The sequence below is a fragment of the Duncaniella muricolitica genome (assembly GCF_910574735.1).
Taxonomy (GTDB): domain Bacteria; phylum Bacteroidota; class Bacteroidia; order Bacteroidales; family Muribaculaceae; genus Duncaniella; species Duncaniella muricolitica.
The window spans coordinates 12,608-24,986 of sequence record NZ_CAJTCF010000023.1; the positions used below are offsets into that span (position 1 = coordinate 12,608).

The 12,379-nt window shown below is 54.5% G+C and carries 14 protein-coding genes; 7 read left to right on the forward strand and 7 right to left on the reverse strand.

All coding sequences use genetic code 11. The annotated features are described in order from the left end of the window. Positions 1–5 precede the first annotated feature (5 nt). Positions 6–1,706, forward strand: coding sequence for an acyl-CoA dehydrogenase family protein (locus QGT73_RS06690; protein ID WP_280121918.1), 1,701 nt, complete (start codon positions 6–8; stop codon positions 1,704–1,706). A gap of 119 nt (positions 1,707–1,825) precedes the next feature. On the opposite strand, the gene QGT73_RS06695 is transcribed toward QGT73_RS06690, so the two are convergent. The 5 genes from QGT73_RS06695 to QGT73_RS06715 are packed head-to-tail and all read right to left on the reverse strand — an operon-like array spanning position 1,826 to position 4,900. Next, entirely contained in the window at positions 1,826–2,278 is a 453-nt protein-coding gene (locus tag QGT73_RS06695) for an RpiB/LacA/LacB family sugar-phosphate isomerase (RefSeq protein WP_280121919.1), read from the reverse strand. A 48-nt stretch (positions 2,279–2,326) separates the two neighbouring features. Further along, a complete protein-coding gene (locus QGT73_RS06700; protein WP_280121920.1) occupies positions 2,327–2,851 on the reverse strand; it encodes a DUF5063 domain-containing protein in 525 nt (174 codons plus the stop codon). Then, on the reverse strand, positions 2,835–3,416 hold the full coding sequence (nadD, locus tag QGT73_RS06705; protein ID WP_123617438.1) for a nicotinate (nicotinamide) nucleotide adenylyltransferase: 582 nt from the start codon (positions 3,414–3,416) through the stop codon (positions 2,835–2,837). The genes QGT73_RS06700 and nadD overlap by 17 nt, the downstream gene beginning before the upstream one ends. Next, positions 3,413–3,985: a guanylate kinase gene (gene gmk / locus QGT73_RS06710; RefSeq protein ID WP_123617439.1), complete on the reverse strand. Its 573-nt coding sequence runs from the start codon at positions 3,983–3,985 to the stop codon at positions 3,413–3,415. The genes nadD and gmk overlap by 4 nt, the downstream gene beginning before the upstream one ends. A gap of 51 nt (positions 3,986–4,036) precedes the next feature. Beyond that, positions 4,037–4,900, reverse strand: a complete 864-nt coding sequence (locus QGT73_RS06715) for a YicC/YloC family endoribonuclease (RefSeq protein WP_280121921.1) — start codon at positions 4,898–4,900, stop codon at positions 4,037–4,039. A gap of 376 nt (positions 4,901–5,276) precedes the next feature. On the opposite strand from QGT73_RS06715, the gene QGT73_RS06720 reads away from it, so the two are divergent. Both QGT73_RS06720 and QGT73_RS06725 read left to right on the forward strand, forming a co-directional pair. After that, complete coding sequence (locus QGT73_RS06720) at positions 5,277–6,512, forward strand: site-specific integrase (protein WP_010801740.1); 1,236 nt, start codon at positions 5,277–5,279, stop codon at positions 6,510–6,512. An 11-nt stretch (positions 6,513–6,523) separates the two neighbouring features. Next, entirely contained in the window at positions 6,524–6,886 is a 363-nt protein-coding gene (locus tag QGT73_RS06725; RefSeq protein WP_010801741.1) for a hypothetical protein, read from the forward strand. A 78-nt stretch (positions 6,887–6,964) separates the two neighbouring features. On the opposite strand, the gene QGT73_RS06730 is transcribed toward QGT73_RS06725, so the two are convergent. Together QGT73_RS06730 and QGT73_RS06735 are read right to left on the reverse strand one after the other, a co-directional pair. Then, positions 6,965–7,270 carry a helix-turn-helix domain-containing protein gene (locus QGT73_RS06730; RefSeq protein ID WP_004310576.1) on the reverse strand — a complete coding sequence of 102 codons (306 nt, stop codon included), beginning with the start codon at positions 7,268–7,270 and terminating at the stop codon, positions 6,965–6,967. A 31-nt stretch (positions 7,271–7,301) separates the two neighbouring features. Next, positions 7,302–7,601 carry a helix-turn-helix domain-containing protein gene (locus QGT73_RS06735; RefSeq protein WP_010801743.1) on the reverse strand — a complete coding sequence of 100 codons (300 nt, stop codon included), beginning with the start codon at positions 7,599–7,601 and terminating at the stop codon, positions 7,302–7,304. A gap of 202 nt (positions 7,602–7,803) precedes the next feature. Here QGT73_RS06735 and QGT73_RS06740 point away from each other — a divergent pair, with 202 nt between their 5' ends. From QGT73_RS06740 to QGT73_RS06755, 4 genes are all read left to right on the forward strand, one after another. Then, positions 7,804–8,160: a helix-turn-helix domain-containing protein gene (locus QGT73_RS06740; protein WP_010801744.1), complete on the forward strand. Its 357-nt coding sequence runs from the start codon at positions 7,804–7,806 to the stop codon at positions 8,158–8,160. Positions 8,161–8,163: 3 nt separating this feature from the next. Then, positions 8,164–8,514: a helix-turn-helix domain-containing protein gene (locus QGT73_RS06745; RefSeq protein ID WP_005802306.1), complete on the forward strand. Its 351-nt coding sequence runs from the start codon at positions 8,164–8,166 to the stop codon at positions 8,512–8,514. 20 nt (positions 8,515–8,534) lie between these two features. Then, positions 8,535–10,100 (forward strand): DUF3945 domain-containing protein, encoded by a 1,566-nt coding sequence (locus QGT73_RS06750; protein ID WP_010801746.1) that lies wholly within the window; start codon positions 8,535–8,537, stop codon positions 10,098–10,100. A 62-nt stretch (positions 10,101–10,162) separates the two neighbouring features. Next, positions 10,163–12,253, forward strand: coding sequence for a type IA DNA topoisomerase (locus QGT73_RS06755; protein ID WP_010801747.1), 2,091 nt, complete (start codon positions 10,163–10,165; stop codon positions 12,251–12,253). Positions 12,254–12,379 lie beyond the last annotated feature (126 nt).

The following is a 12,379-nucleotide window of genomic DNA, read 5'->3' on the forward strand; positions in this document are numbered from 1 at the left end:
GAAAAATGGCTAACTTTTATACCGACAACCCCGATCTCAAGCACCATCTTACCCATCCGCTGATGGAGAAGATTGTGGCCTTGAAAGAACGCAACTATACCGACGCCGAGAAGTTTGACTACGCTCCTCTCGACTATGCCGACGCCCAGGACAGCTATGACAAAGTGTTGGAGATTGTAGGCGAGATATGCGGCGACATCATCGCCCCCAATGCCGAGAGCGTTGACCACGACGGCCCCTCGGTGGCCGACGGACGCGTGACCTACGCTCCCGCCACTCAGGTCAACCTCGATGCCTGCCGCAAGGCCGGACTCATGGGTATGGCCATGCCCCGCCGCTACGGAGGTCTCAACTTCCCCATCACCCCCTACATCATGGCCGCCGACATCGTGAGCCGTGCCGACACAGGTTTTGAGAACCTCTGGGGTCTTCAGGACTGTGCCGAGACCATCTATGAGTTTGCCGACGAAGACCAGAAGCAGCGTTTCATCACCCGCGTATGCCAGGGTGAGACCATGTCGATGGACCTCACCGAGCCCGACGCCGGCTCTGACCTCCAGAGCGTGATGCTCAAGGCCACCGAGCAGCCCGACGGCACTTGGCGGCTCAACGGTGTGAAACGATTCATCACCAACGGTGACAGCGACATCCACCTTGTGCTTGCCCGTTCCGAGGCCGGAACCAAGGACGGTCGCGGCCTGTCGATGTTTATCTACGACAAGCGCGACGGCGGAGTGAATGTGCGCCGCATCGAGAACAAGATGGGCATCAAGGGCTCGCCTACCTGCGAACTCACCTACAAGGATGCCAAAGCCGAGCTCTGCGGCTCGCGCCGTCTCGGTCTCATCAAGTATGTGATGGCCCTCATGAACGGTGCCCGTCTCGGCATCGCCGCCCAGAGCGTAGGCGTGAGCGAGCTCGCCTATCGCGAGGCTCTGGCCTATGCCCGCGACCGCAAACAGTTTGGCAAGGCCATCATCGAGTTCCCCGCCGTCTATGAGATGCTTTCCGTAATGAAAGGCAAGCTCGACGCCTCGCGCTCGCTCCTGTATGAGTGCGCCCGCTTTGTCGACATGTACAAGGTGTATGACGACATCGCCAAAGAGCGCAGCCTCACTCCCGACGAACGCAAGGAAGCCAAATATTACTCACGTCTGGCCGACGCTCTCACCCCGCTCGCCAAGGGCATGGGCAGTGAATACTGCAACCAGAATGCCTATGACTGCATCCAGATACACGGCGGCTCGGGCTTCATGAAGGATTATGCCTGCGAACGCCTCTATCGCGACGCGCGCATCACATCCATCTACGAAGGCACCACACAACTCCAGGTGGTAGCGGCTATTCGCCATGTCACCACCGGTTCGTATCTCAACCTCATCAACTCTTATCTCGAGACTGAGGTTAAGCCCGAACTCCAGAGCATCAAGGAGCGTATCCGCGTGTTGGCCGACATGTATGCCAAGGCTGTAGAGCAAGTAGGCAAGGTCGATGACCAGGCTTACGGAGACTTCATGGCCCGTCGTCTCGTGGAGATGGCCGGCGTGACCATCATGAGCTGCCTGCTCATGCTCGATGCTCAGCGCAACGACTCATTCCGTCGCTCAGCCGAGGTATATCTCAATCTCGCTCAGGCCGAAGTGACCAAGCATGCCGAGTTTATCAACACCTTCGCCCCCGAAAGCATCGAAGACTACAAGCTTTAAGAGAAGTTTAGAGTTTAAAGTTTAAAGTTTAAAAAAGTTTAGGGATTAGCTCTTGAGGTCAGTTGGCCTTTTTAGCTAATCCCTAAACTTTTTACTTCTAAACTTTTAAACTCAGAAAATCACCTAACGGGGATTTTCTCGATTCTCTTCTGATGGCGTCCGCCGTCGAAGGGAGTGTTGAGAAATTTTTCAACGATATTGATAGCTGTAACGCTGTCGATGAAGCGGGCCGGAAGCACAAGCACATTGGCATCGTTGTGGCGGCGGGCAAGCTCGGCAAGCTCCACCGTCCAGCACAATGCGGCACGTATGCCTTGATGTTTGTTGAGGGTTATGCCTATGCCGTTACCCGAACCGCAGAGAGCTATGCCGGGATAACAGGCACCCTGCTCTACAGCCTCGGCACAGGGATGTGCATAATCGGCATAATCACAGCTTTCGGCCGAGAATGTGCCGAAATCCTTAAATTCTATTTCCTGCGACTCAAAGTAACCCTCGAGCAGCATTTTCATTTCATATCCTGCATGGTCGCTGCAGAATGCCACGGGTATACCCGTCTTAATTATTGACATGGTGAAATTCTTGTATAAAATGTGATAAATAATTAGCTGTAAACTACATCAGTCATCATCCTCTTCGTCGCAGGAATATTTGAGCTGATTGAGCGGACGCAACACATTGAGCAGTTTCTGACTCCAGTAGGGACCGAAATCATTGCTCACCGCTATGAGCGCGTCATTAATCTGCGACTCATGCGCGTCGCGCACGGCCGAGATAAAGTTGTAGAGCACCTGAAATATGTCACACAATCCCTCGGCGATGCTTGCCGATACAGGAGTGTCGGAATATTTCATATCCTCCTCAAAAACCTCGAGATACACATCATCGGCACCAAGAAGCGACTCGATAGACTCGCGGGCCGACTCATAATAGTCCTCTCCGAGATAACTGTCGATATATGGAGTATCCTCTTCCAGCGAAGGGGCGGGATTGAGGTCGGAGGCCACAATATAGAGACGCGGAAGCAGACGCAGCATCTCGGCCACAAACACACGGCTGTCGGCCACCTGTGACGCTCCCTCGATAGCGGCGCAATATTCATTACTCAGGGCCACGAAGGCCAGCGAGTTAGGACTTAAAGACATAGAGATTGTTGTTTTTGATATATTCATACACACCGGCAGGCAGGAAAAAGTTCATATCCTTGCCTCGCGCGATGGAGCTGCGTATAAACGAACTTGATATATCGGCCGTAGGGGCCTTGACCACTTCGACTCCGGCATCGAAAATAGTGCCGAGCGGATAGCCCGGGCGCGGATATACCACAACCCCGAAATCGTCGATAATGCTCTGGGCATCCTTCCACTGTGAGAATATCTTCCAGTTGTCGGCCCCGATAATGAGTTTGAACGAGTGGCGCGGATAACGCTTGGCCAGATAACGCAGGGTGTTGACGGTGTAGGAGGGGCGCGGCATCGAAAGCTCGATGTCACTCACCTTTATGCCCTCGGCACCCTTAAGGGCTATGTCGAGCATGCGCAGACGCGTCACGTCGGGGATGAGCTCGGCCGAATTGGCCTTGAGCGGATTGAGTGGCGACAGCATCAGCCACACCTCGTCAAACCCCTCAAACTGTTTGAGATAACTCGCCAGCATAAGGTGTCCGATATGTACGGGATTGAACGACCCGCCGAGCACACCTATTTTCATCGTGATGTAAATTCTTTAAGGATGTCGGAGACATTGTCGATAGCCGTGGCGAGATCGTCGTTGATGACCGTGTGGTCGAATTGCGGTGCAAATCCGATCTCAAACTCCGCGCGGTCCACCCTCTGGGCTATAGCCTCGGGAGTCTCGGTGCCGCGTCCCTCGAGACGCTGACGCAGAGCCTCGACCGAAGGTGGCTGGATAAAGACGCTCACAGCCTGGTCGGCATACATCCGTTTGACATTCACGCCACCTTTCACGTCAATGTCGAGCACCACATTGTGGCCGGCATCGACTATGCGCTGTATCTCGCTCTTGAGCGTGCCGTAATATCGGCCGGGGTATACCTCCTCATATTCCACAAACTCGTCACCATCAATGGCCCGGCGAAACTCTTCATCGCTAAGGAAATAATAGTTGACCCCGTGCTGTTCGCCCGCACGCGGCTGACGGTTGGTGGCCGAGACCGAAAACTGCATGTCTATCTCACCCCGCTCGAGCAATGCGTTGATTATCGTCGACTTGCCGCAACCCGAAGGGGCCGATATTATGATGATTTTACCTTTTGACATAAATTACCGTATCGCAAAAAAGAAATCAGTTATCTGTGTATGCTTGTGTGTTTACAATACGTTGAGCACCTGCTCTTTGATCTGCTCCAGCTCGTCCTTCATCTGCACCACCAGACGCTGCATGTCGGAATGATTGCTCTTAGAGCCGAGCGTATTGATTTCACGCCCCATCTCCTGAGCAATAAATCCGAGTTTCTTGCCCTGCGCGCCTTCGGCGTTTATCGTATCGATAAAATAAGTCAGATGCTGGGCCAGACGTTGCTTCTCCTCGTTGATGTCAAACTTCTCGATATAGAAAAACAGTTCCTGCTCCAGACGCGAGCGGTCATAGTCGAGTCCGCTGAGTTTGGCGAGTCCTTCCTCCATGCGCGCCCTGACCTTGGCCGTACGCTCGCCCTCATAGAGCGGCACTTGGGCAAGCAGGTCGCCTATACGTTTGACTCTTAAAGCAAAAAACGCCTCAAGCCTCTCGCCCTCGGCACGACGGTGAGAGTTGAGAGCATCAAGAGCGTCGCTCAATGCCTCCATGGCGACTCCCACCTCTGTGTCATCGGCATCGGTCTGCGACTCAATGTGCATCACATCGGGAAAACGCATGAGCATACCAAACCAGTCGGCCGGCTCTGCCACACCGAGTCGGGCGGCAGCCTCCTGTATCTGAGCCTTGTAGGCTTCCATTACAGGAATATTGAGCTTATGATTGGCCTCGGCACCGTGCGACTCAATGGTAATGGTAAGATCTATTTTGCCGCGCACAAGTTTCTCCGCAACAAGATTACGCATCTCCAGTTCGTGCTGACGTAAAGCAGAAGGGATACGCACCGCTATATCGGCCTGCTTGGAATTAAGAGATTTAACTTCAACTGTGACTTTTTTCCCCGGAAATTCCTTGACCGCCTTTCCGAAACCTGTCATTGAGTGCAACATATGTTTTCCTATTTAATATGGAGTAGATTCAGATACAAAGTTACTACAAAAAAGTGAAATGCGGAAAGATATAGTGATAGAATTGAGTTACAAGGGTTTTGGTTTAAGTGGCGAAAATTCGTGAAGCCATTACAATCCCTGCCGAAGCCAAATCCTGACGCCGCAACGTTACTTGTTCGTAACCATGCCCGATAATGCGACAAACGGGTACGGATAGAGAAACAAGGCGCAGAGGGATAGTGAGTTACCCACAACTCACGCGAAAAATCCGGTTACGGAAAAAGATTGCGCCGTTCCTCACCGTTTTGCGTACCAGAGAAGGACTCTTCACCAACTAATTTTGAAACCAAAAAAATTAAGGACGATGAAGAGTACATTTTCAGTTATCTACTATCTCAAACGGCAGGTAGTGAAGAAAGACGGGACAGTTCCCGTCATGGGACGTATCACGGTGGACGGCAACCAGACACAATTCAGTTGCAAGCTGAGTGTCGATCCGAAGCTGTGGGACACCAAAGGGGGGCGTGTCACGGGCAGAAGCACGGCGGCACTCGAAACGAACCGTATGCTTGACAAGATGCGGGTGCGCATCAACAAGCACTATCAGGAAATCATGGAGCGTGACAACTTCGTCACGGCAGAGAAGGTCAAGAACGCTTTTCTCGGACTGGAGCACCGCTACCACACGCTGATGCAGGTGTTCCGCCAGCACAACGAGGACTATGAAAAACAGGTGGAAGCAGGCATGAAAGCCAAAGGCACGCTGCTGAAGTACCGCACCGTTTACAAACACCTGCAAGAGTTCCTTGACATCCGCTACCATGTGAAGGACATCGCACTGAAAGAGCTTACCCCGGCTTTCATCTCCGACTTCGAGATGTTCCTGCGCACGGACAAGCACTGCTGCACCAATACCGTGTGGCTGTACGTCTGCCCGCTACGGACGATGGTGTTCATCGCCATCAACAACGAGTGGCTGACACGCGACCCGTTCCGCGAGTATGAAATCAAGAAGGAGGAAACGACACGCAGTTTCCTTACCAAAGAGGAAATCCGCCTGCTCATGGACGGGAAACTGAAAAACGCCAAACAGGAACTGTACCGCGACCTCTACCTGTTCTGCGCGTTCACCGGGCTGTCGTTCTCGGATATGCGCAACCTCACGGAAGAGAATATCCGCACCTACTTCGACGAACACGAGTGGATAAACATCAACCGCCAGAAAACGGGCGTGGTGTCCAACATCCGCCTGCTTGACATCGCCAACCGCATAATCGGCAAATACCGGGGTCTGTGCGAGAACGGCAGGATATTCCCCGTCCCGCATTATAACACGTGCCTTGCAGGTATCCGTGCCGTCGCCAAGCGTTGCGGCATCACCAAGCATATCACGTGGCATCAGAGCCGCCACACGGCAGCCACGACGGTGTTCCTCTCCAACGGCGTACCTATCGAAACGGTCAGCTCCATGCTCGGACACAAGAGCATAAAGACGACGCAGATTTACGCGAAGATAACCAAAGAGAAGCTCAATCAGGACATGGAGAACCTTGCGGCAAGGTTGAACAACGTTGAGGAATTTGCAGGTTGCACCATCTAAAAAGAGAAGCCATGAAACGTGACATAATCATCATAGAGGACAAAGCGGTCAGCGTAACCGGTAACGACGTGTGGATGACCGCCACCGAAATCGCCGGACTGTTCCATACGATCGTCCCGGCAGTGAACGCAGCCATCAAAGCCGTCCGCAAGTCGGACGTGCTGAACGACTACGAGGTGTGCCGCTACATGCAGCTTGAAAACGGGCTGTACGCGGACGTGTACGCGCTTGAAATCATCATTCCGATTGCTTTCCGGCTGAACACCTACAACACCCACCTTTTCCGTACATGGCTGGTGGGAAAGGCTCTCGCAAAAGAGAAACGGCAAGCATACGTGATGTTCATACAGAACGGAAAAGCCGGGTACTGCTGATTGCACATACCCCATAAGACAAGGAAACGGGCAGCACCACAAAAGGTGTCGCCCGTTTCCTTTTTCATGTTGGCCGCCTTACTCCAGCGGCTTGCGGTAGTTCGCTTCCAGTACCTCGCGCAGCCCCGTTTCCGGGTAAAGCACCTTCCCTCCCAAAAGTATGAAGGGCAACACACGGTTGTTGCGGTATTCCTGCAAGGTGCGTCGGCTCACGCGGAGCAGTTCCGCCACCTCGCCGTCCGTCAGGTAACGCTCCCCGTCCAGCGGAGGACGGTAACTTTCCAGAAATGCGGACAGCCATTTAGAGCCTTTGCGCATATCCTGCACCACAGAGGCTATCGGCTCGTCTTCCATCGTAAAAACATCGTTGTTCTCGTTCATCATAACTTCGGATTCAGTGGGTGAATAAATCAAATCATCTGCCGTGCGGATAGAGCGTGCCGACAAGCGGTATCAGCCGCTTCACCTCCTCCGGCTTGTAATAGAACCTTCGGTTTATCTGCGAGTAGCCGATAAGCCGCCTGTCACGAAGCGTCTGCAACGTGCGCAGGCTGATTCTCAACTGCCCGCAGACCTCCTCGCCCGTGAGCCATTTTTCCATGCGCCCCGAGTCGCTTTTGCGCCTCAGGGCGGCGATCTTCTCCGAGAGTGCGCCGAATGCCGCCACCATCATCTCGAAAGTCTTTTTCTCGATAGATACTATTTCCATATTCATAAAATTATCGGTTTGCCCGCAAAGGTAACGACGCAGCCCTTAACACGTACCGTTTTCCGCTGAAAGGCTGCCTGTTGCGCCGTTTGACCGGGTTACGGAGCCATCTTCCGTAAAAATCTTACGTGAGTCACGTAGTGAGTTGTTAAAGCCCCTTTTGTTTATTGCCGAATTTTGCCGCAGAAACAAAAAGAAAGGACTGAATATGAAAGTGATAACGATGGAAAGTTCCGCCTTCCGGTCATTGACGGAACAGATAGCGGAGATTGCGGCACACGTCCGTGCCGTCTCCGGCGACAAGAAAGCGGCATCGCCCGACAGGTTGCTCACCACACGCGAGGCGGCGCACCTGCTTAACGTGAGTACCCGCACCCTCCAGCGTATGCGCAGCGAGCAACGCATCGGCTATGTCGTGCTGCGCGGCAAATGCCGCTACCGGCAGTCTGAAATCGACCGCCTGCTTGAAGCATGTGCCGTCAACGAGGACGCGGCGACACCGCAGGAACTGAAACGGAACCACACGCTGCGCACGGGCGGCAGCCCCAAAGGACGGAGGACATAGGTCATGGAACTGCTCACACGAAACAACTTCGAGGTCTGGATGCAGAAGCTGATGGAACGGCTCGACCGTCAGGACGAACTGCTGCTGGCGATGAAGGCTGAGGGGAAACAGCCCGCTATCACGGAAAGCATCCGCCTTTTCGACAATCAGGACTTGTGTATGCTGCTCCAGATAAGCAAGCGCACCCTGCAACGCTACCGCAGCGTCGGCGCATTGCCTTACAAGACACTGGGCAAGAAAACCTATTACAGCGAGGAGGACGTGCTGACATTCCTTTCCAACCATATCAAGGACTTCAAAAAGGAAGATATAGCCTTCTACAAGGCTCGTATCCATAATTTCTTTCATAAATAACCCATTAAAACATTTTTCAGATGGCAAAGAAAAAAGACGAAAAGGACGTGCTGGTAGTCCGTGACGAGAAGACGGGCGAGATCAGCGTGGTAGCCGGGCTGAACGTGGACGGCACACCCAAGCGCACCCCCGCGAAAGCGGAGAACGCGCAGAGTTTCCTGCAATTCGACCGACATGGCGACGTGCTGGACAACTTCTTCAAGAACTTCTTCCGGCAGTGCAAGGAACCCAGCCGCTTCGGTTTCTACCGTATCGCGGCGGACCAAGCCGAAAATATCTTGGAGGTGATGAAGCAACTGCTGAAAGACCCGGAAGGGAACAAGGAACTGCTTGCCCCTCACAAGGTGGACACCTCCGGTTATGAGAAGAAGGTGCAGGAAGAACAGACTTCACAACAGGTAGAAAAACAAGTACCTCAAAAACAGGAAAACATGGAGCAACAGAAAGAACAACAGGAAAACCCGCAGCAGACGCAGGGCAAACGGGGCTACCAGCCCATCGACGAGAGCAAAATCAACTGGCAGGAACTGGAGGACAGATGGGGTGTGAAGCGTGACGACCTTGAAAAGTCCGGCAACCTTACGAAGATGCTCAACTACGGCAAGTCCGACTTGGTGAAGGTCAAACCCACCTTCGGCGGCGAATCATTCGAGCTGGACGCCCGCCTCTCCTTCAAGAAGGACGGCGAGGGAAACATCAGCCTCGTGCCGCACTTCATCCGCAAGGAGCAGAAGTTAGATGAATACAAGGAACACAAATTCTCCGACGACGACCGGAAGAACCTGCGCGAAACGGGCAACCTCGGCAGGGTCGTGGACATCGTGGACAGGGAAACGGGCGAGATTATCCCCTCCTACATCAGCATCGACCGCAAGACGAATGAGATCACGGACATCCCGGCAAACAAGGTGCGCATCCCGGAGCGCATCGGCAAGACGGAAATTACCAAGCAGGAGCAGGACATGCTCCGCGCCGGACTGCCCGTGCGCGACAAGCTCATCGAGCGCAACGACGGCAGGAAGTTCGTCACCACCCTGCAAGTGAACGTGGAGCAGCGCGGTGTGGAGTTCGTGCCGGGAACCGGCAGGTCGCCCCGTACCGCACAGACGCAGGAAGCCAAGAGCGACACGTCGAAAAGTCAGGCGCAAGGCGGGGAGAATGCCGCCCAGACCAAGAAGGAGCAACGCCGCAACACGTGGACGAACGAGGACGGCAGCATTCGCCCCATCAGCAAATGGAGCGGCGTGAACTTCACCGACCAACAGAAAGCCGACTACGTGGAGGGCAAAGCCGTGAAGCTGGAGAACGTGACCGACAAGCAGGGCTTCCATGCCACGATGTATATCAAGTTCAACCCGGAGAAGGGCCGTCCGTACCGCTACGACACGAACCCCGACAACGCCCAGCAGGTCGCCCCGTCCAACGAGAGCCGCACGCAGGTGGCGGTGAACAACGAGGGCAAGACCAACGAGGCGACAAAGAACCTGAAAGAGCCTTTGCAGAAAGGTCAGACCGCCCCGAAGACCGCCAGCCAGCAACAGCAGCAGGATAAACCGAAGAAAAACAACAAGGGCATGAAGATGTAATCCCGTGTCCGCCACTAAATCCAATCCAAAGTAAAAAAAGTAATCATTAAAAAAGAAAAAGCATGAAGACAATCATTGCAGAAAAGCCCTCCGTGGCACGTGAAATCGCCCGCATCGTGGGCGCGACAAAGAGAGAGGAAGGATATTTCGAGGGAGGCGGCTATGCCGTGACATGGGCATTCGGACACCTCGTCCAACTTGCCATGCCCGACGGCTACGGCGTGCGCGGCTTCGTCCGTGACAACCTCCCGATTATCCCCGACACCTTCACGCTCGTCCCCCGTCAGGTCAGGACGGAGAAGGGCTACAAGCCCGACAGCGGCGTGGTGTCGCAGATAAAAATCATTACCCGGCTTTTCAATGGGAGCGAACAAATCATTGTGGCAACCGATGCCGGGCGTGAGGGTGAGCTAATCTTCCGCTATCTCTACCACTACACGGGATGCAAAACCCCGTTTGTGCGCCTGTGGATCAGCTCGCTCACCGACAAGGCTATCCGTGAGGGGTTGCGCAACCTCGAAGACGGCGGCAAGTATGACAACCTATACCTCGCCGCCAAAGCGCGGAGCGAATCCGACTGGCTCGTGGGCATCAACGGCACGCAGGCACTTTCTATCGCCGCCGGACACGGCACGTACTCGGTCGGACGGGTGCAGACCCCCACATTGGCGATGGTGTGTGAACGCTACTGGGAGAACCGCCGTTTCACGCCCGAAGCCTTCTGGCAGCTCCATATCGCAACGGACGGTTGCGATGGTGAGGTCGTGAAACTCTCTTCCTCCGAGAAATGGAAGGAGAAAGAGCCGGCTATGGAGCTATATAATAAGGTAAGGGCGGCAGGCTACGCAACGGTAACGAAAGCCGAGCGCAAGGAGAAGACGGAGGAAACTCCGCTCCTGTACGACCTGACCACGCTCCAGAAAGAAGCCAACGCCAAGCACGGCTTCACGGCGGAACAGACGCTTGAAATCGCGCAGAAACTCTACGAGAAGAAACTGATAACCTATCCGAGAACGGGTAGCCGTTACATTCCCGAAGACGTGTTCGCCGAAATCCCCAAGCTGCTCGCCTTCATCGGCACGCAGCCCGAATGGAAAGACAAGGTGCGGGCGAAAGCCGTCCCGACACGCCGCAGCGTGGATGGCGGCAAGGTGACGGACCACCACGCCCTGCTCGTCACGGGCGAGAAACCGCTCTTCCTCTCCAAAGAGGACGGCACCATCTATCAGATGATTGCCGGACGTATGGTCGAGGCATTCTCCGAAAAATGCGTCAAGGACGTGACCGCTGTCACGGCGGAATGTGCGGGAATGGAGTTCACCGTGAAAGGCAGCGTTGTCAAACAAGCCGGATGGCGTGCCGTATATGGCGAGGAAAACAAGGAGGAAACCACCATCCCCGGCTGGCAGGAAGGCGACACGCTGACGCTGAAAGGCTCTTCCATCACCGAAGGAAAGACCAAACCCAAGCCGCTGCACACCGAAGCCACCCTGCTGTCCGCTATGGAAACGGCGGGCAAGGAAATCGAGGACGACGCGCTGCGTCAGGCAATGAAGGACTGCGGCATCGGCACTCCCGCCACACGCGCCTCCATCATCGAAACGCTCTTCAAGCGCGGTTACATGGAACGCTGCAAGAAATCGCTTGTCCCCACTGAAAAGGGTCTTGCCCTCAACTCCGTTGTCAAGACGATGCGCATCGCCGATGTAGCCATGACGGGCGAATGGGAGAAGGAGCTGGCACGCATCGAGCGCGGGGAACTGTCCGCCGACACCTTCCGCAAGAAGATAGAGGCGTACACACGGGAAATCACCTCCGAACTGCTCTCGTGCGACAAGCTCTTCGGCAGCCGTGACTCCGGCTGCGCGTGTCCCAAGTGCGGCACGGGCAGGATGCGGTTCTACGGCAAGGTGGTACGCTGCGACAACACGGAGTGCGGACTGCCCGTGTTCCGGCTGAAAGCGGGACGCACCCTGTCCGACGACGAAATCAAAGACCTGCTCACCGACGGGCACACCAAGCTGCTCAAAGGCTTCAAGAGCAAACAGGGCAAGAGCTTCGATGCCGTGGTCGCCTTTGACGGGGAATATAACACGGCTTTTGTGTTCCCGGAGGCTAAAAAGGGCAAGAAATTTTCAGGACGGAAGAAATAATGCTAACTTTGCCACTTGTTCAGAGTAATGAATTGTTCTTCGATACCGGATTACACTCATACTTTGGATTTAGTGGTGGCACTCGGAGGGATACCGAGTGCCTTTTTCTTCCTTTTTCCAACCGAT

What these genes read in the sequence shown, in the direction of transcription:
- QGT73_RS06690 (WP_280121918.1), top strand. Translation starts at nt 6, where the DNA reads ATGGCTAACTTTTATACCGACAACCCCGATCTCAAGCACCATCTTACC.
- QGT73_RS06695 (WP_280121919.1), bottom strand. Translation starts at nt 2,278, where the DNA reads ATGTCAATAATTAAGACGGGTATACCCGTGGCATTCTGCAGCGACCAT.
- QGT73_RS06700 (WP_280121920.1), bottom strand. Translation starts at nt 2,851, where the DNA reads ATGTCTTTAAGTCCTAACTCGCTGGCCTTCGTGGCCCTGAGTAATGAA.
- nadD (WP_123617438.1), bottom strand. Translation starts at nt 3,416, where the DNA reads ATGAAAATAGGTGTGCTCGGCGGGTCGTTCAATCCCGTACATATCGGA.
- gmk (WP_123617439.1), bottom strand. Translation starts at nt 3,985, where the DNA reads ATGTCAAAAGGTAAAATCATCATAATATCGGCCCCTTCGGGTTGCGGC.
- QGT73_RS06715 (WP_280121921.1), bottom strand. Translation starts at nt 4,900, where the DNA reads ATGACAGGTTTCGGAAAGGCGGTCAAGGAATTTCCGGGGAAAAAAGTC.
- QGT73_RS06720 (WP_010801740.1), top strand. Translation starts at nt 5,277, where the DNA reads ATGAAGAGTACATTTTCAGTTATCTACTATCTCAAACGGCAGGTAGTG.
- QGT73_RS06725 (WP_010801741.1), top strand. Translation starts at nt 6,524, where the DNA reads ATGAAACGTGACATAATCATCATAGAGGACAAAGCGGTCAGCGTAACC.
- QGT73_RS06730 (WP_004310576.1), bottom strand. Translation starts at nt 7,270, where the DNA reads ATGATGAACGAGAACAACGATGTTTTTACGATGGAAGACGAGCCGATA.
- QGT73_RS06735 (WP_010801743.1), bottom strand. Translation starts at nt 7,601, where the DNA reads ATGAATATGGAAATAGTATCTATCGAGAAAAAGACTTTCGAGATGATG.
- QGT73_RS06740 (WP_010801744.1), top strand. Translation starts at nt 7,804, where the DNA reads ATGAAAGTGATAACGATGGAAAGTTCCGCCTTCCGGTCATTGACGGAA.
- QGT73_RS06745 (WP_005802306.1), top strand. Translation starts at nt 8,164, where the DNA reads ATGGAACTGCTCACACGAAACAACTTCGAGGTCTGGATGCAGAAGCTG.
- QGT73_RS06750 (WP_010801746.1), top strand. Translation starts at nt 8,535, where the DNA reads ATGGCAAAGAAAAAAGACGAAAAGGACGTGCTGGTAGTCCGTGACGAG.
- QGT73_RS06755 (WP_010801747.1), top strand. Translation starts at nt 10,163, where the DNA reads ATGAAGACAATCATTGCAGAAAAGCCCTCCGTGGCACGTGAAATCGCC.